This is a genomic window from Pseudomonas xionganensis (assembly GCF_009763245.1).
In the GTDB taxonomy this organism is placed as follows: Bacteria; Pseudomonadota; Gammaproteobacteria; order Pseudomonadales; family Pseudomonadaceae; genus Aquipseudomonas; species Aquipseudomonas xionganensis.
Map to the genome: position 1 here is coordinate 464,389 of NZ_WKJZ01000002.1, position 21,611 is coordinate 485,999.

Below are 21,611 nucleotides of genomic sequence, written 5' to 3' on the forward strand. Positions count from 1 at the left end.
TGCCGCCAGCGGTCGGCGCTGGACGAGCGGGCCAGCCTTGACTACAACAGATCCATGAACCCACGCGCCGCCTGCCTCGCCTGCCTGGATCGACAACCACCCGCCCTGTTCGAGGCGGCCCTGTGGATTGCCGCCGAGCACGATCCGCAACTGCAACCGGCCCAGGCCCTGGCCGAGCTGGACAGCCTGCTGCTGCAGGTGCGCGCCGGCCTGGTCGATCTGCCCGAGCGGGAGCTGGCCCAGGCCCTGCTGCGCCGCCTCAACGAACTGGACTTCCATGAGGACGACAGCCTGCCCCTGCGGCCACGCGCCGCTCTGCTGCATCAGCTGCTGCAACGCCGGCGCGGCCAGCCCCTGAGCCTGGCCCTGCTCGCCCTGGAACTGGCCCGGCGTCTGGGTATCGCCCTGCAGGGGGTGAACTTCCCCGGACGCTTTCTGTTGCGCGTACCCGGGGCCGACCATCAGCTCGACCCCTGCAGCGGACGCCGCTTGTATGCCCAGGACTGCCGTGAGCTGCTGCAGCTGTACCAGGGCCGCACGGCCCAGCTCAGTGCCAGCCATCTGCTGGCCTGCGACGCCCGCGCCATGCTCCAGCGCCTGTCACGCAACCTGCGCCAGCTGCACCAGCAAGCCGATGAGCCGTTGGCCGCGCTCAAGGATGCCGAACGGGTGCTGCAACTGGGCCCGGCCAACCTGCACGATCACCTGGCCCGGGCCGATCTCTACCAGCAGCTGGATTGCCCCCAGGGCGAACGCTTCGATCTGCAGCACGCCCTGCTGCTGTGCGAAGACCCCGCTCAGCGTTTGCAGCTCAGTCAGCGCCTGCAGCGATTAAGCGATAGCCCGGCACTGCATTGAGGTTTAAGCCGGACTGGATCTGCAGGGTGCGCCGTGCGCACCGCTATTACGCTGCCAAAGGTGGTGCGCATAGCGCACCCTACACATGACGACCGTTACCAATAGCGCCATTATCTCCGACCCTAGGTACATAGGTTAAAGAAGCCCCAAGGCCTTGGCCTGGGCCACCGCCTGGGTACGCCGGGCCACCCCCAGTTTGCCGTTGATGCGGCGGGCATGGGTCTTGACCGTGTGCAGGGAGATAAACAGCCGCTCGGCCACTTCCTGATTGGATAGGCCCTGGGCGATCAGGCCCAGCACCGCCAATTCACGGCTGCTGAGTTGCACCGCGCCTGCTGCGGCCATGCCCTGCCCGGGCTTGACCGGTCGCTCGCCCTCGGCAAACCAGGGGCACTGGTAGTTGAGCTGCCGGGCCAGCGCCTGGCCGGCCTGACGCGCCTGGGCGGCGCCAGCCTGATCCCCCTGGGCCGCACAGGCCTGAGCCTGCAGCTGCAGCAGATCGCTGAGCAAAATCTGGCGCCCCTGGCTGCGCGCCTGCTCCAGCAGCTGTTGCAGCGCCAGGCGCACATCCCGCCCCTGCTGCAGATCCAGGCGCAGCAGCAGGGCCTGAAAGCGCGCAATCATCTCCGGGCAGTTGGGCGGCGGCAGCATCTGCCGCACCCGGCGGGCATAGGCCAGCACCCGGGTCGAAGCCTCCCGGGCCCGCTCGACATGGCCCTGACGCAGCCCCAGGCAGCTGCTGGCCAGCAGCAATGGGCCGCGATACAGGGTTTCCGCCACCCGCTGACGCTGCATCAGACGCTCGCCCTCGGCCAGCAGGGCAAACGCCTGGGCCAGATCGTTCTGCCCGGCAGCCAGCTCGGCCAGGCCGAGATAACCATGGAAGGCACTGGGATCCTGATTGCAACACGCCAGCTGCAGGCCCTCACGCAACAGGGCCTCGGCCTCCTGAGCACGCCCCTGGCGCTGGGCCAGGCGTCCGAGGCGCAACTGCAGGCGCGCATACACCAGGGTCTGACGCAAGAGTTCGTCATCGGCCTGGGTGAGCACGCGCTGCAGCAGGGCCTCGGCGCGGATCAACTCACCGCGAGCCTCCAGCAGCAGAGCATGATCCAGCTCCAGCAGGGCCTCGAATACCGGGCTGCCTTGCAAGCGGGCCTGCTTCAACGCCTCGCAGCTCAGCTGCTGGGCCAGGCCCAGGTCGCCCTCGCCAATCGCCACCTGGGTCAGGATCGAGCGGCACAGCAGGGCCTGGGCCCAGGCACTGGCCGGCAAACCGGCCAGGGCGGCCTGCAGTTGTTCGCGGCTGTCCAGGGCGCAGCCACGGCCATAGGCGGCGATACCCTGAATGGCTTGCCACTGGGCGAACAGCTCCAGGCTACGCGGCCCATCGCTGCGCGGTTGAAACTTGCTCAACTGATCGACACAACTGCGTGCCTCATCCAGACGCCCGGCCAGCAGCAAGACCCAGGCGTTGAGCAGAATCAGCCGCGGCGTACTGCCCAGCAAACTGGCCGGCAGCTCATCACACCAGCGCAGCAACAGGGGCAGGTCCTGGCCCTGCAGCAGCTGTTCTTCGGCAAAACGCTCCAGAAAGCTGGCGGCCACCTCCGGCTGCCGCGCCTGCAGGGCATGCTCCAGGGCCGCCGGGATATCGCCCTGGCTGGCGAACCACTGACTGGCCTGCAGGTGCAAGCGGCACGTGCCCTGAGGGCTGCGGGTATCGCGCAGCCAGCGGGCCAGGGGCGCAAACAGGCTGAACCAGCCGCCCTCGGCCAGGGGCTGGATAAACAGACCACGCTCGCGCAGCGCCTGCAGCCAAGCCGCGCCCTCTCCCACGCCCAGCAGATGCTCACAGAGCGCGGCATTGAAACGGGGAATATGGGCCAGTTGACACAGTGCCTGACGCAACTCGCCGGGCAAGGCCGCGAAGACCTCATGTTCCAGATAGTCGCTCAGCAGGGCATCGGCCTCACCGCCCAGACGCGTGGGCAACTCGGCGCCCAGACTGAGCAGGCGCGCGGCAGCGATCCAGCCGGCGGTCTGCTGATAAAGCGCGTCCAGGGCTGGTGCCAGCGTGCCGTCCTGCTGCAACCAGACGCCCAGTTCCTCGCGGCTCAGGCTCAACTCGGCAACGCCCAGCTCCAGAAGCTCACCTTCAAGCAACAGACGCGGCAGATTACAGGCCGGTCGCCGCCGGCCGGCCAGCCACCACTGGTGCGACGGCGCCGAGGCGCGCAGCAGGCGCTCCATGCAGGCATCGAAGGCGGCATCCGGCGCGCGGGGAAAGTCATCGAGCATCAGCCACAGGTGCCGCTCGTCCAGGCTCAAGCGCTGCAGCAATTGCGCTTCATCCAGCCCCTCCCCATAGCCCAGCATCTGCGCCAGCTGGCCATGCAACTCGGACGCTGCCAGCGCCCGCCCACCCAGATCCAGCCCCAGCACCAGGCAATCAGCCGGACAGGCCCGTGCGCACTCGGCCAGCAGCACCGACTTGCCAAACCCGGCCGGCGCGGCCAGCAGGCGCAGCCGGTAGCTGCGCGACAGCAACAGCGTGCGCAATGCATCTCTGGGCAGGTGCCGCGCCGGCAGACGCAGGCAATGTGCCGGAATCTGCAGCGGGGATAACGCGCAAGCGTTCATGGCGGCTCGTGGGGTTTTTATCGTTATACCCGCAGACTAGCGCGCCCTGCCTGGAGGCTGTAGCTGTATGCGCGGCGCTGATACTCCGCCATAAGAGCGCCCCGCTCATCACCCCTGGCCGATACCCGCGTGCGGGGAACAGAAGCGGTGCAGCAGGCAAAAAAAGACCCGCGTGGCGCGGGTCGAATATGCAGTCGGACAGTCTGCATAAGGGATAAAAAAATCCGATAGCCGAAAAGGGCGGAAGAAGGGTGGCTATCGGATTGCGCAGCTATGACGCAGCCTTGATCAGGCTGCGAACTCATCCTCACTGAAGGCCATCAGGGTCGCCTTGCCGGCCTGCACCTCGGCCAGCAGGCCATCGGTTTCGGTCAGCACGCGGGCCATATAGAAGTCGGCCGATTTCAGCTTGGCGCCGTAGAACAGGGTTTCCGTGCTGCCAGCGGCCAGTTTGGCCTGGGCCACCTGGGCCATCTGTGCCCAGAACCAGGCCAGGGTGGTCAGGGCGAACAGACGCAGATAAGGGGTGGACGCAGCGCCCGCCTGCTCGGGGTCTTTCATCCCCTCGGTGGCGATCCACAGGGTCGCCTGCTGCAGCTGCTTGAGGGCCTTGCCCACGGCAGCGGCGTGAGGTGCCTGGGGATTGGCCTTGAGCCAGCCTTCGACCCGGGCGAAGAAGCCGCGCACCGCACGCCCACCACCCAGGGCCAGCTTGCGCCCGACCAGATCAAGGGCCTGGATGCCGTTGGTGCCTTCATAGATACGGGTGATACGGCAGTCACGCACCAGCTGCTCGATGCCCCAGTCCTCGGTAAAGCCCGAGCCACCCAGCACCTGCAGGCCCTCGTTGGCGCAGGTGAAGCCCTCGTCGGTGAGGAAGGCCTTGACCACCGGGGTCAGCAACTGCACCAGATCGTCGGACTGCTGGCGCACCTCGGCATCTTCGTGACCATGGGCCACATCCAGGTGCAGGCCGGTGAAATAGGCCAGGGCACGGCAGCCTTCGATCATCACTTTCTGCCGCAGCAGCATGCGCCGCACGTCCGGGTGCACGATGATCGGATCTGCAGGCTTGTCGGCGGCTTTCGGACCGGCCAGGGAACGGCTCTGCAGACGATCCTTGGCAAAGCCCAGGCTCACCTGATAGGCGCTTTCGGCAATGCCCAGGCCCTGCATGCCGACCATCAGGCGCGCCGAGTTCATCATGGTGAACATGCACTTGAGACCCTTGTTCGGCTCGCCGATCAGCCAGCCCTTGGCGCCCTCGAAGTTCATCACGCAAGTGGCCGAGCCCTTGATCCCCATCTTGTGTTCCAGGCCGCCGCAGAACGCCGGGTTGCGGCTGCCGTCTTCGAGGAACTTGGGCACCAGGAACAGGGAGATGCCTTTCACGCTGTCCGGCGCATCGGGCAGCTTGGCCAGCACCAGATGAATGATGTTGTCGACCAGATCGTGCTCACCGCCGGTGATCCAGATCTTGGTGCCGCTGATGGCGTAACTGCCGTCGGCCTGGGGCACTGCGCGGGTGCGGATCAGGCCCAGGTCGGTGCCGCACTGCGGCTCGGTCAGGCACATGGTGCCGGTCCACTCGCCGCTGATCAGCCTGGGCAGAAACTGCTCCTGCTGCTCACGGGTGCCGTGTTCGGTCAGGGCATTGATCGCCCCATGGGTCAGGCCGGGGTACATGCCCAGGGACAGGTTGGCCGAGCAGACCATTTCCTCGACCATCATGTTCAGCACATGGGGCAGACCCTGACCGCCGAACTCCGGGGTACAGGCCAGTGCGGTCCAGCCGCCTTCGGCGAACTGCTGGTAGGCCTCGCGAAAGCCTTCCGGGGTTTTCACCGAGTGGGTCTGCGGGTCGTACTGGCAGCCCTGCTTGTCACCGGGACCGTTGACCGGGGCCAGAACGTTCTCCGCCAGCTTGGCGGCTTCTTCCAGAATGGCGCCACCGAGGTCGTCTCCGAACTCGCGCTGCGCAGGCAGCGATTGCAGGGTGGCATAAGCGTCGAGCACCTCGTCAAAAACGAAACGCATGTCACGAAGGGGTGCGCGGTATTGAGTCATGTTGCCGAGTCCTCAGGCTGATTAGGCGATCAAAGCTATACAACAATTAATCATGTATAGCTTTTGTATAGCCACAAGCCGTCAGTTGCAAGCTTTTTCTGTACAAGCTGTACAACTAATCGGCATTACCCAGGAACAGCATGCAGCCGCATCCGCCCCAGACAACAGGGCGCGAGCAGCGCAGGGGTGGTAGGGATCAGGTATCCAGATGACCCGCGAGGAACTGCTGCAGGCGGCGCTGCATCAGGCGGCCTTCATTGCCCAGGCAGGCGATGGGCGAACCGTTCAGGCTGTCTTCGGCCAGATCGGCACCGTCGCCGGCCATCAGCAGTGGGCAATCCAGGGCCAGGGCCAGACGCGCCAGAACCTTGGGCAGATCCTCACTGGGCGGCTGGTTGGAGAACAGCACCAGGGCCTGGGGCTGCATTTTTTCGCAGACCAGGGTCAGCTCCTCCAGCGGCTGGCCAAGCCCCAGCACACTGACGGCAATATCGTGACTGCCCAGCAACAGGCCCGCCACCAGCAATTCAAGCTCCCGGCAGTGGCCCGGCAAGGCCGCCAGCAGCACCCGCTCTTCCACCTGGGCACGGAGGATCTGCAGACGCTGCAGGGTACGGGCGCGCAGAAAGGTGTCGAAGAACAGCCACTCGCTGGTCTGGCCGTACTCATCCTGGCGCAGCAACAGCTCCTGCCACAGCGGCATCAGAATGTCCTGAAACACCACCGGCAGCGGGTAGCTGGAAAAAATCTGGCCATACAGGCGATCCAGGCGCGCTTCGTCGAAGGCGCTGATGGCCCGGCGCAGCTGGGCCTGCCATTCGCCCCACTCGCTGGCGGTCACCTCTTCGTAAACCGGGGCGCCGGCGGCCTTGACCGCGCTGCTCTTGGCCAGAATCTTGCCGACCTTGCTCACCGCCACGCCACGCTCGATCCAGGCCAGGATACTGCGCACCGCCTCGATATCGGCCTGGGAATACAGACGATGGCCACTGTCGGTACGGGTCGGCTGGATCAGGCCGTAGCGCCGCTCCCAGGCCCGCAGCGTGACCGGATTGACCCCGGTCAGACGGGAAACCTCGCGGATAGGAAACAGCTCTTCCTGCTTGAGGGCATTCGAAACGAGGGACGACGCACCAACGAGATCGGACATGGCAGGCGATTTCACGGCAAAAATAGTGCGGGCATTGTAACTCAGCTCTTTCCGGCATACTTTCTACAAGACTTGTACAGAGAGTAGACCATGAACACGTCCCCATCCTGGCCACTCACCCTTTACTACGATGGCGCCTGCCCGCTCTGCGCCCGCGAGATCGCGCTTTTGCGCCGTCGTGCGGCCGCCGAACAGCTGCAGCTGGTGGATATCAGCTCCGGCACATTCGATGCCACCGCCCTGGGCCTGTCGCACCAGGCGATGCAAGAGCGGCTGCACGCCCGCTTCGCCGACGGCCAGTGGGTCACCGGCCTGGATGCCACCCTCTGGAGCTGGCGCGCCGCCGGCCTGGGTCGCTGGGCAGCGCCGCTGACCTGGCGCCCGCTAAGGCCCCTGCTGGAGCTGGGTTATCGCCTGTTCTGTGCGCTGCGCCCCCATCTGGAATGGCTGCCTCACCCGGACGGCGCACGCCGCTGTCATGGCAGCAGCAGTTGCAGCACAGCCCCCGGGCGCGATCGCCCCGACTGATCAGCCGAGCTGCAGCAAGAGCCCCGCATCCTTCTCCTGCATGGCGGGGCGGCCAATGATCTCGTCATGGCACTCCGGCTGCAGCAGCACCACCTGACGCACACCACAGCTGCGCAGCAGGCGCTTGAGGGCGGGCAATGACGGCCACAGGGCCCGCCCGGACGGATGCAGCAACTCGCGCACAGCGCCCCTGCGCAACTCGACGCGCACGGCATAGCCACAACAGCGCAGCGCCACGATCTCTACCCGCAGCACTTGCCGAAGACACAGCGCCAAGCGCAATTGCCAAGCATTCATGGCCAATACCTATACAAAACAAAGATGGATGTACACGATAGAAATAACTTTATCGCCGCGCAAGTCAGGATAAAAACCCTTACAGCTCAATAAAATAGGCCAATCAGCGGTAAAACCTCCAACAACCACACATCCCATATGGTTGTACAAATCCAAACACTGGTATAACTTTGCTCCAGGTTCAGTCGAGGCAGCGTCTTACTGGTCAGGTATCCCGACGCCGCTTCGCTGAACCCACCCAATTGACCTGCGAGCCGACCATGAGCGCGAGCAACGCCCCCATCCTGATTACCGGAGCCAGCCAGCGCATCGGCCTGTATTGCGCCGAGCGCCTGCTCGACGAAGGACAGTCGCTGATCATCAGCTATCGCCGCGAACGCCCGGCCATCGAGCGACTGCGTGAACGCGGCGCAGTCGCCCTGCAGGCAGACTTTGCCAGCGAAGCGGGGATCAATGACTTTATCCAGCGCCTGCTCAAGCACACCGACAGGCTACGCGCCATCGTGCACAACGCCTCGGACTGGCTGGCGGAAACCCCGGGTAGTGAAGCTGCCGCCTTCCAGGCGCTGTTCAGCGTGCACATGCTCGCGCCCTACCTGATCAACCTGGCTTGCGAGCCCCTGCTGCGAGCATCTGCCTGCGCCGACATCGTGCATATCAGCGACGACGTGACGCGCAAGGGCAGCGCAAAGCGCCCCGCCTATTGCGCCAGCAAGGCCGGACTGGAAAGCCTGACCCTGTCCTTTGCCGCGCGTTTCGCGCCGGCCATCAAGGTCAACGGCATCGCCCCGGCGCTGATCCTGTTCAACGAGGGTGACGATGCCGAGTACCGCCGGCAAACCCTGAATAAATCGGCACTGGGCATCGAGCCCGGGCCCCAGGTGATCTACCAGAGCTTGCGCTTCCTGCTGGACAACCCCTACGTGACTGGCACCACCCTTAACGTCAATGGCGGCCGCCACCTCAAATGAGGCGGCTGCGAGGATCGATCATGAATCAACAGATGCCTGAGCATTACCGTGAAATCCTTCTCGGCGTGGGTGAAAACCCCGAACGTGAAGGCCTGCTGGACACCCCCAAGCGCGCGGCCAAGGCCATGCAGTACCTGTGCAACGGCTACCACAAGAGCCTTGAGGAAGTGGTCAACGGCGCGCTGTTCGACTCGGACAACGACGAGATGGTGATCGTCCGCGACATCGAGCTGTATTCGCTGTGCGAGCACCACATGCTGCCCTTTATCGGCAAGGCCCATGTGGCCTACATCCCCACCGGCAAGGTGCTGGGGCTGTCCAAGGTGGCGCGCATTGTCGACATGTTCGCCCGCCGCCTGCAGATCCAGGAGAACCTGACCAAGCAGATCGCCGATGCCGTGCAGAAGGTCACCAACGCAGCCGGCGTGGCGGTAGTGATCGAGGCCAAGCATATGTGCATGATGATGCGCGGGGTGGAGAAGCAGAACTCGGTGATGACTTCCTCGGTGATGCTTGGAGCCTTCCGCGAATCCTGCAACACTCGCCACGAATTCCTGCAGCTGATCGGACGGAGCAAGTAATGCCGCGACTGGAACCCGGAATGGCGCGCATCCGCGTCAAGGACCTGCGCCTGCGCACCTTTATCGGTATCAAGGAAGAGGAGATCAACAACAAGCAGGATGTGTTGATCAACCTGACCATCCTCTACCCGGCGGTGGAGGCTGTGCGTGACAACGACATCGACCACGCCCTCAACTACCGCACCATCACCAAGGCCATCATTCAGCACGTGGAGGGCAACCGCTTCGCCCTGCTGGAACGCCTGACCCAGGAAATCCTCGACCTAGTGATGGCCAATCAGGCCGTGCGCTACGCCGAAGTGGAAGTGGACAAGCCCCACGCCCTGCGCTTTGCCGAATCGGTGTCGATCACCCTCGCCGGGCACCGCTGAGCAAATCCCCGGCTGCTGCCATAAGTAGCCGGGGAAATAATTGACAGCCGGTCCTATGCTCTTATCATCGCCGCCAACCTTTGCGCCTGATCCGAGAGCATCGCCATGACCGAACAAGAACGCCTGGAACTCGAAGCCGCCGCCTTCCGCAGCCTGGTGCAGCACCTGCGCTCGCGCCCCGATGTACAGAACATCGAACTGATGAACCTGGCCGGTTTCTGCCGCAACTGCCTGTCCAAATGGTTCAAGGCCGCCGCCGACGATCTCGGCGTAAAAGTCACCCCGGACCAAGCCCGGGAAGAAATCTACGGCATGCCCTATGCCGAGTGGAAAGCCAAATACCAGAAGGAAGCCAGCAGCGAGCAGCAGGCCGCCTTCGACAAAGGAAAGCAATAATGACCGCCCTCAGCGACTTCCGTGCCCGCCTGCACAGCGAGCACTTCCAGTTCAGCGAAACCCTGGCCTTTATCGCCGAGCACTACGACTACCAGCCAAGCGCCTTCAGCAATGGCCAGGTGGTCAATGCCGCCGGGCAGAACGAAGGCTCGTGCAAGACCCTGGGCCTGGCCCTGCTCGAAGGCCTGAGCCTGGAAGAGACCCTGCTGTGCTTTGGCGAGCACTACCGCAGCGTGCTGGCCACCCCGGACGGTAGCGACCACGGCAATATCCGCGCCCTGCTGGACACCGGCCTGGCCGGCGTGCGCTTCGAGCAGCCGCCCCTGCAAGCCAAGGCCTGAATCACAGCGCCAGCTGCTGCGCAGAAAGCTGCGCAACTGTCGGCAATGGCTGACAGACAAGGCTGGAGGCGAGCCACTACCATCTGCGCCATGAATTTTCGGGAACACCAGGGAAGGTGTCAGCCCGCCACAAGCGCACCCACCTTCCCTGGACTCCCGCTACCCGGCGCGGAGTCGCACCCATGCAGCAAACCCTGGTATGGAAACCCTGGCACAACCCCGGCGTGGAGAATCTGCGCCTGCATATCAACGAACACGGCATTCATGCCAGCAGCCATCTGATGCAGAGCCTGCGCGGCCACAGCATGGTGGCCAGCTATGTGCTCGACTGTGACCCGCAATGGCGCTTTCGTCGCCTCTGGCTGAAGGTGGACAACCTCGGCCAGCGGCGCCTGGAACTGCGCCGTGATATCCGTGGCCAGTGGTTTCACAACGGCGAACCGCGCCCGGATCTGGCCCAGTGTCAGCAGGTCATGCTGTCCGACTCGCCCTTCACCCACACCCCGCCTCTGCAGCGCTGCGCCCTGGAAACCGGACAAAGCAGTCAACTGCAGGTCGCCTATGTGGACCTGCTGACCCTGCGCGTAGAGGCCCGCCGCAAGCGCTATCAGCATCTGCACCAGGACGGCCACAGCACCCTGTACCGCAGTGAGCTGGAAGGCCTGCCCAGCCGCGAGCTGGCCATGGATAAACACGCCCTGCTGGTCAGGGCCAGCGACCAGTTCCTGCGCCTGAGCGCCCGGGAGCTGAAGCTCAATACCTGGGTCTGATCCACGCCAGCGCCATACCCGCCATAGGCAATACTCATAAGCACCACAGGCAATTCCAGAGGATACTGCGCCGCCGACTATACTACCCCTGTCCCCCGTTCACTGCGGCCGTCGCCATGCCCTTACGCAGACGCCTGTTCTGGCTGTTCACCCCGCTACTGGCCCTGACCCTGTTGAGCGTCTATGGCCTGGCCGAACGCATTCTGCTGGCGCGTTTTGACCAGCAGGATCAGCAGGCCCTGGAGCGCGAAGCCCGGCAACTGCACCACCACCTCGACAGCGAGATCAGCGGCTACCTGAACATGCTGCGCAGCTATGCCTGGTGGGATGAGAGCTACCGCTTCGTGCAGAGCGAGAACAGCAACTTTATCCAGCACCAGCTGCACTCGGACGTGCTGATCGGCCTGAGCTTTCACTTCATGTTCTTCTTCGATGAGCAAGGGCAGCTGATCGGCGAGTTCTGGGCCCCACCGGCGCTGGATCAGCTGGTTTCCATCGACCACGAAGCACCACGCAGCCTGGCGTCCCTGCGCCAGGCCATTCTCCAGCGCAGTCAGGAACTGGGTGCCTTGCAGCACCACGGCGATCCTCTCCACGCCCTGGCCCAGCTCAGCCTGGTGCAGGGCGTGGCCAGCCTGCTGCTGAGCAGCCCGATCAGCACCAGCCAGCGCGATGCCAAACCGGCGGGCAGCATAGTCGCCGGCCACCTGCTTGACGTCGGGCGCCTGCAGCAGCTGCAAGCGCGCAGCCAGGCTCAGCTGCAACTGCGGGCGGCCACACAGGGCACTGCCGAGCAGACCTGGCAAACGCTGCCCAGCGGCCTGGCCAAACACAACGGAGGCGCCCTGTTGAGCGACCACTGGCACCCGACAGAGGCGCTGCAACGCAGCGAATTGCTGTTTCGCAACAGCCGTGGAGAGCACGAGCTGAGCCTGCAGATCACCCTGCCACGCCTGCTCTATCAGGAAGGCCACCTGGCCATCCGCTTTTTTCTGGTCGCGGCAGTACTGGTCACCCTCAGCGCCACCGTCCTGCTCTATCTGGGCCTGGAGTACTGGGTGTTGCGCCGGGTGCAGCGCATGCATGAAGAAATCGCCGTGATCGGTCATGCCCCGGTGCTCAGCCGCCTGCAGGATCAGGGCCACGACGAGCTGGGCGCCCTGGCCGGCGAACTGAACCAGATGCTCGACCGCCTGCAGCAAAGCGAAGTGCGCGACCAGGCCATTCTCGACTCGATCCAGGACGGCTACTTCGAGATCGACACCCAGGGCCAACTGCTCAAGGTCAACCGTGCCCTTGGCGACCTGCTCGGCTACTCCCAGGCGCAACTGCTCGGCCTGAGCCTACGCGATCTGCTCAGCGCCGAGCAGGTCGAGCGCGCCCAGGCCCAGTTCCTCCAGGCCCTGGAAGAAGGCACCACTCTGATCAGCCCCTTTACGGCGCCGTTCAGACGGGCCGATGGCAGCCAGGCCCACTGCGAAATCCGCTTCTCCCTTATTATCGATAACCAGGGCCAGCTCACCGGTTATCACGGCATCCTGCGCGATGTCAGCGAGCAGATGGCCTATCAGCAGCAATTGCGCGACCTGGCCTACCGCGACCCACTGACCGAGCTGGGCAACCGCAAGGCCTTCGCCGAGCAACTGCAGCAGGCGCTGGAGCAGGCTCAGCAACAGGGCCACGGCCTGGCCCTGCTGTATGTGGATCTGGATCGCTTCAAGGAGGTCAACGACCGCTTCGGCCACGACACCGGCGACGCCCTGCTGCTGGCCATCGCCGAACGCATGCGCAACACCCTGCGCCAACCCGAGCATCTGTATCGCCTGGGCGGTGACGAGTTCACCCTGCTGATGCCGGACGGCGATGCCCTGGCCGCCGACAAACTCGCTCAGCGCCTGATCCAGGCCCTGAGCCAGCCCTTCGAGTTCAAGGGCGTGCGCATCGACTTCGTCACCCCCAGTGTCGGCATCGCCCTCTACCCTGAGCACGCAAGCAGCGCCAGCGCCCTGATCAGCGCCGCCGACCAGGCCATGTACCTGGCCAAGCAGGTGCGCAACAGTGTTGTGCTCTATCGCCCGACAGAAGCCACGACGCCCCTACCCGGCGCCCTTTCCCCGGAGGAATAAAGCCGCTAAGGTCGGCGCGTTATGTTCCTGGCGGAGATCCCCATGCCTGCAACTCCCGTACTGACCGGCCCGCAATACCTCAAGGAAGGGCTGAAACTGGTACTCAGCCCCGGTCTGCGCCTGTTTGTGCTGCTCCCCCTGGCGATCAATCTGATCCTGTTTGTCGGTCTGATCTATGTGGCCGTGCAGCAATTCGGCGGCTGGGTCGACGGCTTTATGCCCAGCCTGCCCAATTGGCTGAGCTTTCTTGAATACATCCTCTGGCCGCTGTTCGTGGTGCTGGTCCTGCTGATGGTGTTCTTCACCTTCACCCTGCTGGCCAATATCATCGCCGCCCCCTTCAATGGCTTTCTGGCGGAAAAGGTCGAGGTGGTGGTGCGCGGTGAAGATCCCTTCCCGCCCTTCAGCTGGGCCGAACTGCTGGCCATGGTGCCGCGTACCCTGGGCCGCGAGCTGCGCAAGCTGGCCTACTTTCTGCCGCGCGCCATCGCGTTGCTGATCCTGAGTTTTATCCCGGTGCTCAACCTGATCGCCGCGCCACTGTGGCTGTTGTTCGGCATCTGGATGATGGCGGTGCAGTACATCGACTACCCGGCGGACAACAACAAGATGAGCTGGCAGGACATGCTCGCCTGGCTGCGCGAGAAGCGCTGGCAGAGCCTGGGCTTTGGCGGCATCACCTACGCGGCGCTGCTGGTGCCGGGGCTGAATATCCTGATGATGCCGGCGGCCGTGGCCGGCGCGACGGTATTCTGGGTGCGCGAACGCGCTTAGCCGACCGCTGCGCCCGGTCACAAATTCGCAACGCTAATGTCACAAGCGCTACATGGCGGCAGCCGACACTGCGGCCATGAGCACATCTTCCCTGCATATCGCCCTGATCAGTGAAACCTTCCCGCCGGAAGTCAATGGCGTGGCCAATACCCTCGGCCGCCTCAGCGAGGGGCTGGAGGCCCGCGGCCATCGCCTGCAGCTGATACGCCCCCGGCAGAGCAGCGATCAGGGGCGCAAGAGCGACGAACGACTGCTGCTGACCCGCGGCTGGCCGCTGCCCGGCTACCCGGGCCTGCAGTGGGGCCAGTCGGCGCTGCACAAGCTGCTGCGCAGCTGGCGCAGGCAGCGCCCTGACGTGCTCTATATCGCCACCGAAGGCCCCCTGGGCTTATCCGCCCTGCGCGCCGCAAGGCGGCTGGGCATCCCGGTGGTCAGCGGCTTTCACACCAATTTCCAGCAATACAGCGGGCACTATGGCTTCGGCCTGCTGACCCGCGCCCTTACCCATTACCTGCGCTGGATGCATAACCGCTCGCAACTGACCCTGGTGCCCAGCATCAGCCAGCAGATCGAACTCACCCGCCGCGGCTTCGAACGCCTGGAGCTGCTGGCCCGTGGCGTCGACAGCCAGCTGTTCCATCCGGGCAAACGCTGCGACAGACTGCGCGAGCGCTGGGGACTGGCCGATGACGATGTGGCGGTGCTGCATGTCGGCCGCCTGGCCGCAGAAAAGAACCTGGCCCTGCTGGTCAAAAGTTTTGCCGCCCTGCAGCAGGCACACCCCCAGCAGCGCCTGAGGCTGATCCTGGTCGGCGACGGCCCGCAACGCGCCAGCCTCCAGCAGCAATTGCCGGAAGCGATCTTCTGCGGCTTGCAGCGCGGCGAAGAGCTGGCCGCCCACTATGCCTCGGGCGACCTGTTCCTGTTTCCCAGCCTCTCCGAGACCTTCGGCAACGTGGTGCTCGAAGCCTTGGCCTCAGGGCTGGGCGTGGTGGCCTTCGACCAGGCGGCGGCCGCCCAGCATATCCGCCACGGGCATAACGGCGCGCTGGCACTGGCCGAGGATGAGCAGGGCTTTATCGAGGCGGCCAGCTGGCTGCTGACGGATAAAGAGAGCCTGCGCCGGGTACGCCTGAATGCCCGCCTGCACGCCTCGCGCCAGGGCTGGCCGGCCATCGTCGAGCAGTTCGAGGCCTATCTGCGCAGTGCCATGCAGCCGCAGGCGCTTACAGCCGCACCTCCAGGCGCCTTGCCAGACAGACCTGCTCGGGGCTGATCTCGGCGCCATAGGCCAGCACCTCGACGCCGGCACTCACCGCCTCACGCAGGGCAGCGGCATAGGCCGGGTCGATTTCCTCGGCGGGGCGCACCGCCTCGATGCCGGCCAGGTTGACGCAGTACAGCTGCACGGCACGCACACCATCCCGGGCCAGACTGGCCAGCTCGCGCAGGTGCTTGGCGCCACGTTCGGTGCGGGCATCGGGGAAGGCGGCCACAGGGCTGTCGGCAAAACCCAGGGTCACGCTTTTCACTTCGACGAACGCCGGGCCTGTCGGGTAGTCCAGGCGAAAGTCGATACGGCTGCGCTCCTGGCCATAGGGCACTTCGCGCCTGAGGCCGGTAAAGCCGTTCAGCTCGGCGATCAACCCGCCCCGCAGCGCCTCCTCCACCAGGGCATTGGCCCGCCCGGTATTGATCACCGCCAGACGTCCGTGGGGCGTTTCACCGATCTCCCAGGTACCGGGCAGCTTGCGCTTGGGGTCATTGCTGCGGCTAAACCAGACCCGTGCGCCCTCGCTCATGCAATTAAGCATCGAGCCGGTATTGGGGCAGTGAATCGTCAGCAGCTCGCTACCGACCGTCTCGATATCGGCGAGAAAACGCTTGTAGCGGCGCAGCAGCCGGCCCTCCTCTAAAGGCGGATCAAAGCGCATCGGGGCGCCAGCTCTGCAGACCGCGTTCGATGCGCTCGACCGCCTGCTGCAGGCGCGGCAGATCCTGGGTGTAGGCGAAACGCACGTGCTGAGCGGCCAGGTGCCGACCGAAATCCAGGCCCGGGGTAAAGGCCACATGCTCGGTTTCCAGAAAGTGCTGGCAGAAGGCGAAGGCATCGCCGCCAAAGGCGCTGATGTCGGCATATAAATAGAAGGCGCCTTCAGGCTCCACAGCGATCTTGAAGCCCAGTTCGCGCAGGGCCGGCAGCAGGAAATCGCGGCGGCGCTGAAACTCATGCCGGCGTTGTTCGAGTATCTCCAGAGTCTGTGGCTGAAAGCAGGCCAGGGCAGCATGCTGGGCCATGCTCGGCGCGCTGATATAGAGATTCTGCGCCAGCTTTTCCAGCTCCGGCACCGCGGCCGGCGGCGCCACCAGCCAGCCCAGCCGCCAGCCGGTCATGCCGAAATACTTGGAAAAACTGTTGAGTACAAAGGCGTCGTCATCCACCTCCAGCACGCTGGCGGCGTCCATCCCGTAGGTCAGACCGTGATAGATCTCATCCACCACCAGATGCCCACCGCGGGACTTGAGCGCACTGGACAGGCCGGCCAGTTCATCACGATCGAGCACAGTGCCGGTCGGGTTGGCCGGCGAAGCGACCAGGGCGCCGACGCTATCGCGATCCCAGTGCCGCGCCACCAGTTCGGGGGTCAGCTGATAGCGCACCTCAGGGCCCACCGGCACCAGCTGCGCGGCGCCTTCCACCAGGCGCAGAAAGTGACGGTTGCAGGGATAGCCGGGGTCGGCCAGCAGCCAGTGCTTGCCTGGGTCGACCAACAGGCTGGCGGCCAGCAGCAGGGCGCCGGAGCCGCCCGGGGTAATCAGAATCCGCTCAGGGTCTATGCTTAGCCGGTAGCGCTGGGCATAGAAACCGGCAATCGCCTCGCGCAGGGCCGGCAGGCCGCGCGCCGCGGTGTAGCGGGTATGCCCATTGGCCAGCGCGGCCTGGCCGGCGGCGACGATGGGCGCGGCGGTGGTGAAGTCCGGCTCGCCGATTTCCAGGTGGATCACGTCGCGGCCTTCGGCCTGCAACTGGTTGGCGCGGGCCAGCAGGGCCATCACGTGAAAGGGTTCTATGGCGCGACTGCGCGCACTGTAGGACGGGGCCATGGAGCTGCCTAAATAGGAGGTAAGCGGCGGATTCTAAACCATGAGTTCGGCTAAAGCTCAGCAGCTTCGACAACCGGGAGTGGCGCGGCCTGCATTGATCTGGTAAGTTCGCCCGCTTGCAGCCGCAGGGTCGAGCGTGCTCGGCAAGGGACACCATCCTGCGCAGTGGATTAGAGAGAGTGAGAGGCGGTCATCCATGCCCACCAAAGCAAAAGAAAAAAGCAGCCAACTGACTCGTGGTTTCGAGCCCTATAAAGAATCCAAGGGCGAGGAGTACATGAGTGAGCCGATGCGCGCCCACTTCACCAACATCCTCAACAAGTGGAAGTTGGAGCTGATGCAGGAAGTCGATCGTACCGTGCACCATATGCAGGACGAAGCGGCCAACTTCCCCGATCCAGCCGACCGCGCCAGCCAGGAAGAGGAATTCAGCCTGGAACTGCGCGCCCGCGACCGCGAGCGCAAGCTGATCAAGAAGATCGACGAAACCCTGCAGCTGATCGAAGACAACGACTACGGCTGGTGTGACTCCTGCGGCGTCGAGATCGGCATCCGCCGCCTGGAAGCCCGCCCCACCGCCACCCTGTGCATCGACTGCAAGACCCTGGCGGAAATCAAGGAAAAGCAGGTCGGTTCCTGATCCGTCCCAGAGGGTGCTTCGGCACCCTCTGTTGTTTTTGCTCTCTGTTCGCCACTGGCTTGCGCCCGTATGAACACACCCGCCTATATCGGTCGATTCGCCCCCACACCTAGCGGCTATCTGCATTTCGGTTCCCTGGTCGCCGCCCTGGCTTCCTATCTCGACGCCCGCGCCGTGGGTGGTCGCTGGCTGCTGCGCATGGAAGACCTCGACCCCCCACGGGAAGTGCCCGGTGCCCAGGCGGCCATCCTGAAAAGCCTGGAAAACTATGGCCTGCACTGGGATGGTGAGCTGGTACGCCAGAGCGAGCGCCACGATGCCTACGCTGCCCTGGTGGACGAGCTGCTGCAACGCCGCCTGGCCTATGCCTGCACCTGCTCGCGCAAACAGCTGGAGGGTTATCAGGGCATCTATCCGGGGTTCTGCCGCGAGGCCGGCCACGCCCAGGACAACGCCGCCATCCGCCTGCGTGTACCGGAAAGTCGCTATGGCTTCGTCGACCGGGTTCAGGGCCAGTACAGCCAGCATCTGGGCCGCGAGGTGGGCGACTTCGTGATTCGCCGCCGCGATGGGCTATATGCCTATCAGCTGGCGGTGGTTCTGGACGATGGCTGGCAGGGGGTGACCGATGTGGTGCGCGGCGCCGACCTGCTTGACTCCACCCCACGCCAGCTGTATCTGCAGGAGCTGCTGGGCCTGACGCAGCCGCGTTACCTGCATGTGCCCCTGATCATCCAGCCCGACGGCCACAAGCTGGGCAAAAGCTACCGCTCCCCGCCCCTGCCGGCGGATCAGGCCACGCCCATGTTGCTGCGCGCCCTGCGCGCCCTCGGCCAGCCGCTGCCGGACGGCGGCGAACAGGCCCGCGCCGAGGAACTGCTGCGCTGGGCTAGCCAGCACTGGGACGCCAGCCGCATTCCGCGTACCCGCACCCTGGCCGAGGCGCAATTGCGCTAGGCCAAGGCCACCGACTTGATCTGCGCCCACAGCCTTAGCCCGGGGTACAGGCCCAGCTGATCCAGGGAATAGCGGGTAATACGGGCGAGCAGCTGCTCGTCGCCCAGCTGCAAACGCACCAGTACATGGGCCTGCCCCTCGGCGGCCAGCCAATCCAGCACCCGCACCGGCAGCAGATTGAGCATGCTGCTGCCCTCGGCCTGCTGCAGGCTCAGGCTGACGTCCCGCGCCTTGATCTTGACCCGCACCGCATGCTGCAGCGGCAAGGGCACATGGGGTAGGCGCAATGCGCTTGCACTGCCCGGCAGCTGAATGGACAGCAAGCCGTAAGCGCCATCATGGCCACTGACCCGCCCCTCCACAACGGCCTCGGCGTCCTCGCCCTGTACAAAGGGCAGGTCGGCACGTAGCAGGGTTTCCTTCAAAGGACCGCTGGCTGTTAGTTGCCCTTCCTCCAGCAGCACCAGATGATCGGCCAGACGCGCCACCTCGTCCGGAGAATGGCTGACATAGATCACCGGGATCTCCAGCTCCTCGTGCAGGCGCTCCAGATAGGGCAGCACCTCCTGCTTGCGCTTGAGATCGAGGGCCGCCAGGGGCTCGTCCAGCAACAGCAGGCGCGGACTGGTCAGCAGCGCCCGGGCAATCCCTACCCGCTGACGCTCACCACCGGAGAGTTTGTCCGGCAGACGCTGCAGCAGATGCCCGATGCCCAGCAATTCGACCGCCTGGGCCAAAGGGATCTGGCGCTGATGCGCCGGGATGCGCTTAAGCCCGAACTCCAGATTACGCCGCACCGACAGATGGCTGAACAGGTTGGCCTCCTGAAACACATAGCCCAGCGCCCGCTTGTGCGGCGGCACAAAGATCCCCTGGGCGCTGTCCTGCCACAGCTCGCCATTGACCCGCAAATAACCCTCGGCAGGCCGCTCCAGACCGGCGAAGCAGCGCAGGCAACTGGTCTTGCCCGAGCCGGAATGCCCGAACAACGCGCTGACGCCGCGACCTGGCAGCTGCAGCGCAACATCCAGGGCAAAGCCCGGATGCGCCAGCCTGAAGCGCGCCTCGATCCCTGTGCCCACCTGGGTCACAGCCGGATCTGGCGCAGTACCTGCGAATAATCGTCTGAGCATTACCAGACCCGCCTGGCGCCGCGCCCCGCATACAGGGCCAGCAACACGATAAAGGAGAACAGCACCATGCCGCCGGCGAGCCAGTGGGCCTGAGCGTAGTTCATGGTTTCCACCAGGCTGTAGATCTGTACCGACGCCACCTGGGTCTTGCCGGGAATATTGCCACCGATCATCAGCACCACACCAAACTCCCCCACCGTATGGGTAAAGCCCAGAATGGCGGCGGTGATAAACCCCGCCTTGGCCTGCGGCAGCACCACCGTAAAGAAGGCATCCCAGGGGTTGGCGCGCAGCGTCGCCGCCGCTTCCAGCGGGGCCCGGCCGATTGCCTCGAAGGCGTTCTGCAAAGGCTGCACGACAAAGGGCAGGGAGTAGAACACCGAGCCGATGACCAGGCCGGCAAAGGTGAAGGTCAGGGTTCCCAGCCCCAGGCTCTGGGTCAGCTGACCGAAAAAGCCATTGGGGCCCATGCTGATCAGTAGATAAAAGCCCAGTACCGTGGGCGGCAGTACCAACGGCAGCGCCACCACGGCGCCGACCACCTGCTTCCAGCGCGAGGCGGTGCGCGCCAGCCACCAGGCAATAGGGGTACCGAGCAACAGCAGCAGCAGCGTGGTCAGCGACGCCAATTCCAGGGTCAGCCAAACCGCATCGAAATCCGCCTGGGTCAGTGGCATCGTGATCAGTGTCCGGTTGCGAGCTGATAGCCGTAGGACTGGATAATCGCGGCGGCCTGCGCCCCCTGCAGGTATTCGACCAGCGCCGCCGCGACTGGATTATCGCGCCCCCTCTTGAGCATCAAGGCATCCTGCCTGATCGGATCATGCAGCTCGGCCGGCACCCGCCAGGCCGAACCGCTGCTGAGCTGGCCGTCCCGATACACCTGCGACAAGGCGACAAAGCCCAACTCGGCATTGCCGGTGCTGACGAAATGCAGCGCCTTGCCAATGCTCTGGCCGACCACCAGCTTGCCCTGCAGGGCATCGCTCAGGCCCAGTTGCTGCAGGGTCTGCACGGCCGCCTGGCCGTAAGGCGCGGTTTGCGGATCGGCAATGGCCAGATGGCGGAACCGCCCGGCCCTGAGCACCGCGTCCGTGCCGTCGAGATAGCCCTCCCGTGCCGACCACAGCACCAGGCTGCCAATGGCATAGGTGAAGCGCGAGCCGGCCACCGCCAGCCCCTCCTGCTCCAGCTTTTGCGGGGTACTGGCATCGGCCGAGAAGAACAGCTCGAAGGGTGCGCCATGCCGGACCTGCGCATACAGCTGGCCGGTGGCCCCGAAAGACGCCACCACTCGATGCCCCGCGGCCTGTTCGAACTGCTTGGCGAGCGCCTGCATCGGCGCGGTGAAGTTGGCGGCGACAGCCACCTGCACCTCGCCGGCCCGGCTGCTGAGGCTCAGGGCCAGGCCGAGGCACAGGCTGATTGCATTGAAAACAGAGCGCGGCATAGTCGATTGTCCTCAGGCCACGGGAAATAGGCATAACGCTATATACAGAGAAATATAGCGTTATGCAAAGCCGCAGAGGCTCGGCCTAGGCCTTTACTGTGGATCAGCCGGAGGCGCCAACCAGCCGGCCAGCTCGGCCGCCTCAGCCTGCACCGCCGCCTGGGCCTTGGCGCACAGGGCCTGATAACGCTGCATGACCTGTTCGCCCAGGGCGGTCAGCTGGGTGCCACCGCCATGCTTGCCGCCGGCCAGGGTGCTGACCAGGGGCTCACGGAAGCTGCGGTTCATGGTTTCCACCAACAGCCAGGCACGCCGATAGGACATGCCCATGGCCCGCGCCGCCGCACTGATGGAGCCATGCTCGGCAATGGCCGCCAGCAGCTCGGCCTTGCCCGGCCCCATGGCGATATCGGCGCCGTTGTGCAGGCGAATCTTCACGTCCAGGCGGTACAT

The 21,611-nt window shown here is 64.8% G+C and carries 23 protein-coding genes; 13 read left to right on the forward strand and 10 right to left on the reverse strand.

What is annotated here, in order from left to right; all coding sequences use genetic code 11:
- Nucleotides 1-54 precede the first annotated feature (54 nt).
- Nucleotides 55-858, forward strand: a complete 804-nt coding sequence (locus GJV18_RS14765; protein WP_160346908.1) for a SirB1 family protein — start codon at nucleotides 55-57, stop codon at nucleotides 856-858.
- A 135-nt stretch (nucleotides 859-993) separates the two neighbouring features.
- On the opposite strand, the gene GJV18_RS14770 is transcribed toward GJV18_RS14765, so the two are convergent.
- The 3 genes from GJV18_RS14770 to GJV18_RS14780 form a co-directional block, all read right to left on the reverse strand.
- On the reverse strand, nucleotides 994-3,501 hold the full coding sequence (locus GJV18_RS14770; protein ID WP_160346910.1) for a LuxR C-terminal-related transcriptional regulator: 2,508 nt from the start codon (nucleotides 3,499-3,501) through the stop codon (nucleotides 994-996).
- Nucleotides 3,502-3,789: 288 nt separating this feature from the next.
- The gene (locus tag GJV18_RS14775) at nucleotides 3,790-5,568 is read right to left on the reverse strand and encodes an acyl-CoA dehydrogenase C-terminal domain-containing protein (RefSeq protein ID WP_160346912.1); all 1,779 of its coding nucleotides are present in this window, start codon (nucleotides 5,566-5,568) and stop codon (nucleotides 3,790-3,792) included.
- 196 nt (nucleotides 5,569-5,764) lie between these two features.
- Nucleotides 5,765-6,718 carry a MerR family transcriptional regulator gene (locus tag GJV18_RS14780; RefSeq protein WP_160346914.1) on the reverse strand — a complete coding sequence of 318 codons (954 nt, stop codon included), beginning with the start codon at nucleotides 6,716-6,718 and terminating at the stop codon, nucleotides 5,765-5,767.
- A 90-nt stretch (nucleotides 6,719-6,808) separates the two neighbouring features.
- On the opposite strand from GJV18_RS14780, the gene GJV18_RS14785 reads away from it, so the two are divergent.
- Nucleotides 6,809-7,246, forward strand: a complete 438-nt coding sequence (locus tag GJV18_RS14785) for a thiol-disulfide oxidoreductase DCC family protein (protein WP_160346916.1) — start codon at nucleotides 6,809-6,811, stop codon at nucleotides 7,244-7,246.
- On the opposite strand, the gene GJV18_RS14790 is transcribed toward GJV18_RS14785, so the two are convergent.
- The gene (locus GJV18_RS14790) at nucleotides 7,247-7,543 is read right to left on the reverse strand and encodes a DUF6482 family protein (RefSeq protein ID WP_160346918.1); all 297 of its coding nucleotides are present in this window, start codon (nucleotides 7,541-7,543) and stop codon (nucleotides 7,247-7,249) included.
- Nucleotides 7,544-7,803: 260 nt separating this feature from the next.
- Here GJV18_RS14790 and folM point away from each other — a divergent pair, with 260 nt between their 5' ends.
- The 9 genes from folM to GJV18_RS14835 all read left to right on the forward strand — a co-directional run bounded on the left by folM (nucleotide 7,804) and on the right by GJV18_RS14835 (nucleotide 15,149).
- A complete protein-coding gene (gene folM, locus GJV18_RS14795) occupies nucleotides 7,804-8,514 on the forward strand; it encodes a dihydromonapterin reductase (protein ID WP_160346919.1) in 711 nt (236 codons plus the stop codon).
- 20 nt (nucleotides 8,515-8,534) lie between these two features.
- On the forward strand, nucleotides 8,535-9,095 hold the full coding sequence (gene folE, locus GJV18_RS14800; protein WP_160346921.1) for a GTP cyclohydrolase I FolE: 561 nt from the start codon (nucleotides 8,535-8,537) through the stop codon (nucleotides 9,093-9,095).
- Nucleotides 9,095-9,466 carry a dihydroneopterin triphosphate 2'-epimerase gene (gene folX / locus GJV18_RS14805; protein WP_160346923.1) on the forward strand — a complete coding sequence of 124 codons (372 nt, stop codon included), beginning with the start codon at nucleotides 9,095-9,097 and terminating at the stop codon, nucleotides 9,464-9,466. Before folE ends, folX begins: the two co-directional genes overlap by 1 nt.
- A gap of 105 nt (nucleotides 9,467-9,571) precedes the next feature.
- On the forward strand, nucleotides 9,572-9,862 hold the full coding sequence (locus GJV18_RS14810) for a DUF1244 domain-containing protein (RefSeq protein ID WP_160346925.1): 291 nt from the start codon (nucleotides 9,572-9,574) through the stop codon (nucleotides 9,860-9,862).
- A complete protein-coding gene (locus tag GJV18_RS14815) occupies nucleotides 9,862-10,203 on the forward strand; it encodes a HopJ type III effector protein (protein WP_160346927.1) in 342 nt (113 codons plus the stop codon). Before GJV18_RS14810 ends, GJV18_RS14815 begins: the two co-directional genes overlap by 1 nt.
- 182 nt (nucleotides 10,204-10,385) lie before the next feature.
- Nucleotides 10,386-10,973, forward strand: a complete 588-nt coding sequence (locus tag GJV18_RS14820; RefSeq protein ID WP_160346929.1) for a putative glycolipid-binding domain-containing protein — start codon at nucleotides 10,386-10,388, stop codon at nucleotides 10,971-10,973.
- 116 nt (nucleotides 10,974-11,089) lie between these two features.
- Nucleotides 11,090-13,099, forward strand: a complete 2,010-nt coding sequence (locus GJV18_RS14825; protein WP_160346930.1) for a sensor domain-containing diguanylate cyclase — start codon at nucleotides 11,090-11,092, stop codon at nucleotides 13,097-13,099.
- Nucleotides 13,100-13,141: 42 nt separating this feature from the next.
- The gene (gene cysZ / locus GJV18_RS14830; RefSeq protein WP_160346932.1) at nucleotides 13,142-13,873 is read left to right on the forward strand and encodes a sulfate transporter CysZ; all 732 of its coding nucleotides are present in this window, start codon (nucleotides 13,142-13,144) and stop codon (nucleotides 13,871-13,873) included.
- A gap of 76 nt (nucleotides 13,874-13,949) precedes the next feature.
- Nucleotides 13,950-15,149: a glycosyltransferase family 4 protein gene (locus GJV18_RS14835; protein WP_233280180.1), complete on the forward strand. Its 1,200-nt coding sequence runs from the start codon at nucleotides 13,950-13,952 to the stop codon at nucleotides 15,147-15,149.
- Here the strand turns inward: GJV18_RS14835 and sfsA are convergent.
- Both sfsA and GJV18_RS14845 read right to left on the reverse strand, forming a co-directional pair.
- Nucleotides 15,100-15,807 carry a DNA/RNA nuclease SfsA gene (gene sfsA / locus GJV18_RS14840; RefSeq protein WP_160346936.1) on the reverse strand — a complete coding sequence of 236 codons (708 nt, stop codon included), beginning with the start codon at nucleotides 15,805-15,807 and terminating at the stop codon, nucleotides 15,100-15,102. The two genes, GJV18_RS14835 and sfsA, sit on opposite strands and share 50 nt — an antisense overlap.
- Nucleotides 15,797-16,978: a pyridoxal phosphate-dependent aminotransferase gene (locus GJV18_RS14845; protein ID WP_160346938.1), complete on the reverse strand. Its 1,182-nt coding sequence runs from the start codon at nucleotides 16,976-16,978 to the stop codon at nucleotides 15,797-15,799. Before GJV18_RS14845 ends, sfsA begins: the two co-directional genes overlap by 11 nt.
- 196 nt (nucleotides 16,979-17,174) lie before the next feature.
- On the opposite strand from GJV18_RS14845, the gene dksA reads away from it, so the two are divergent.
- Nucleotides 17,175-17,618: an RNA polymerase-binding protein DksA gene (gene dksA / locus GJV18_RS14850; RefSeq protein ID WP_160346940.1), complete on the forward strand. Its 444-nt coding sequence runs from the start codon at nucleotides 17,175-17,177 to the stop codon at nucleotides 17,616-17,618.
- A 69-nt stretch (nucleotides 17,619-17,687) separates the two neighbouring features.
- The gene (gene gluQRS / locus GJV18_RS14855; protein ID WP_160346942.1) at nucleotides 17,688-18,575 is read left to right on the forward strand and encodes a tRNA glutamyl-Q(34) synthetase GluQRS; all 888 of its coding nucleotides are present in this window, start codon (nucleotides 17,688-17,690) and stop codon (nucleotides 18,573-18,575) included.
- Here gluQRS and modC read toward each other — a convergent pair.
- The 4 genes from modC to GJV18_RS14875 all read right to left on the reverse strand — a co-directional run bounded on the left by modC (nucleotide 18,572) and on the right by GJV18_RS14875 (nucleotide 21,611).
- On the reverse strand, nucleotides 18,572-19,708 hold the full coding sequence (gene modC / locus GJV18_RS14860; RefSeq protein WP_160346944.1) for a molybdenum ABC transporter ATP-binding protein: 1,137 nt from the start codon (nucleotides 19,706-19,708) through the stop codon (nucleotides 18,572-18,574). The two genes, gluQRS and modC, sit on opposite strands and share 4 nt — an antisense overlap.
- The gene (gene modB, locus GJV18_RS14865) at nucleotides 19,708-20,385 is read right to left on the reverse strand and encodes a molybdate ABC transporter permease subunit (RefSeq protein WP_160346946.1); all 678 of its coding nucleotides are present in this window, start codon (nucleotides 20,383-20,385) and stop codon (nucleotides 19,708-19,710) included. Before modB ends, modC begins: the two co-directional genes overlap by 1 nt.
- Nucleotides 20,386-20,390: 5 nt before the next feature.
- On the reverse strand, nucleotides 20,391-21,158 hold the full coding sequence (gene modA / locus GJV18_RS14870; RefSeq protein ID WP_160346948.1) for a molybdate ABC transporter substrate-binding protein: 768 nt from the start codon (nucleotides 21,156-21,158) through the stop codon (nucleotides 20,391-20,393).
- Between the two features lie 93 nt (nucleotides 21,159-21,251).
- Nucleotides 21,252-21,611: a winged helix-turn-helix domain-containing protein gene (locus GJV18_RS14875; protein ID WP_160346950.1), complete on the reverse strand. Its 360-nt coding sequence runs from the start codon at nucleotides 21,609-21,611 to the stop codon at nucleotides 21,252-21,254.

Bases quoted from the DNA above. Each gene is read 5' to 3' on its own strand.
- GJV18_RS14765 (WP_160346908.1), top strand. From the start codon at position 55: ATGAACCCACGCGCCGCCTGCCTCGCCTGCCTGGATCGACAACCACCC.
- GJV18_RS14770 (WP_160346910.1), bottom strand. From the start codon at position 3,501: ATGAACGCTTGCGCGTTATCCCCGCTGCAGATTCCGGCACATTGCCTG.
- GJV18_RS14775 (WP_160346912.1), bottom strand. From the start codon at position 5,568: ATGACTCAATACCGCGCACCCCTTCGTGACATGCGTTTCGTTTTTGAC.
- GJV18_RS14780 (WP_160346914.1), bottom strand. From the start codon at position 6,718: ATGTCCGATCTCGTTGGTGCGTCGTCCCTCGTTTCGAATGCCCTCAAG.
- GJV18_RS14785 (WP_160346916.1), top strand. From the start codon at position 6,809: ATGAACACGTCCCCATCCTGGCCACTCACCCTTTACTACGATGGCGCC.
- GJV18_RS14790 (WP_160346918.1), bottom strand. From the start codon at position 7,543: ATGAATGCTTGGCAATTGCGCTTGGCGCTGTGTCTTCGGCAAGTGCTG.
- folM (WP_160346919.1), top strand. From the start codon at position 7,804: ATGAGCGCGAGCAACGCCCCCATCCTGATTACCGGAGCCAGCCAGCGC.
- folE (WP_160346921.1), top strand. From the start codon at position 8,535: ATGAATCAACAGATGCCTGAGCATTACCGTGAAATCCTTCTCGGCGTG.
- folX (WP_160346923.1), top strand. From the start codon at position 9,095: ATGCCGCGACTGGAACCCGGAATGGCGCGCATCCGCGTCAAGGACCTG.
- GJV18_RS14810 (WP_160346925.1), top strand. From the start codon at position 9,572: ATGACCGAACAAGAACGCCTGGAACTCGAAGCCGCCGCCTTCCGCAGC.
- GJV18_RS14815 (WP_160346927.1), top strand. From the start codon at position 9,862: ATGACCGCCCTCAGCGACTTCCGTGCCCGCCTGCACAGCGAGCACTTC.
- GJV18_RS14820 (WP_160346929.1), top strand. From the start codon at position 10,386: ATGCAGCAAACCCTGGTATGGAAACCCTGGCACAACCCCGGCGTGGAG.
- GJV18_RS14825 (WP_160346930.1), top strand. From the start codon at position 11,090: ATGCCCTTACGCAGACGCCTGTTCTGGCTGTTCACCCCGCTACTGGCC.
- cysZ (WP_160346932.1), top strand. From the start codon at position 13,142: ATGCCTGCAACTCCCGTACTGACCGGCCCGCAATACCTCAAGGAAGGG.
- GJV18_RS14835 (WP_233280180.1), top strand. From the start codon at position 13,950: ATGAGCACATCTTCCCTGCATATCGCCCTGATCAGTGAAACCTTCCCG.
- sfsA (WP_160346936.1), bottom strand. From the start codon at position 15,807: ATGCGCTTTGATCCGCCTTTAGAGGAGGGCCGGCTGCTGCGCCGCTAC.
- GJV18_RS14845 (WP_160346938.1), bottom strand. From the start codon at position 16,978: ATGGCCCCGTCCTACAGTGCGCGCAGTCGCGCCATAGAACCCTTTCAC.
- dksA (WP_160346940.1), top strand. From the start codon at position 17,175: ATGCCCACCAAAGCAAAAGAAAAAAGCAGCCAACTGACTCGTGGTTTC.
- gluQRS (WP_160346942.1), top strand. From the start codon at position 17,688: ATGAACACACCCGCCTATATCGGTCGATTCGCCCCCACACCTAGCGGC.
- modC (WP_160346944.1), bottom strand. From the start codon at position 19,708: ATGCTCAGACGATTATTCGCAGGTACTGCGCCAGATCCGGCTGTGACC.
- modB (WP_160346946.1), bottom strand. From the start codon at position 20,385: ATGCCACTGACCCAGGCGGATTTCGATGCGGTTTGGCTGACCCTGGAA.
- modA (WP_160346948.1), bottom strand. From the start codon at position 21,158: ATGCCGCGCTCTGTTTTCAATGCAATCAGCCTGTGCCTCGGCCTGGCC.
- GJV18_RS14875 (WP_160346950.1), bottom strand. From the start codon at position 21,611: ATGTACCGCCTGGACGTGAAGATTCGCCTGCACAACGGCGCCGATATC.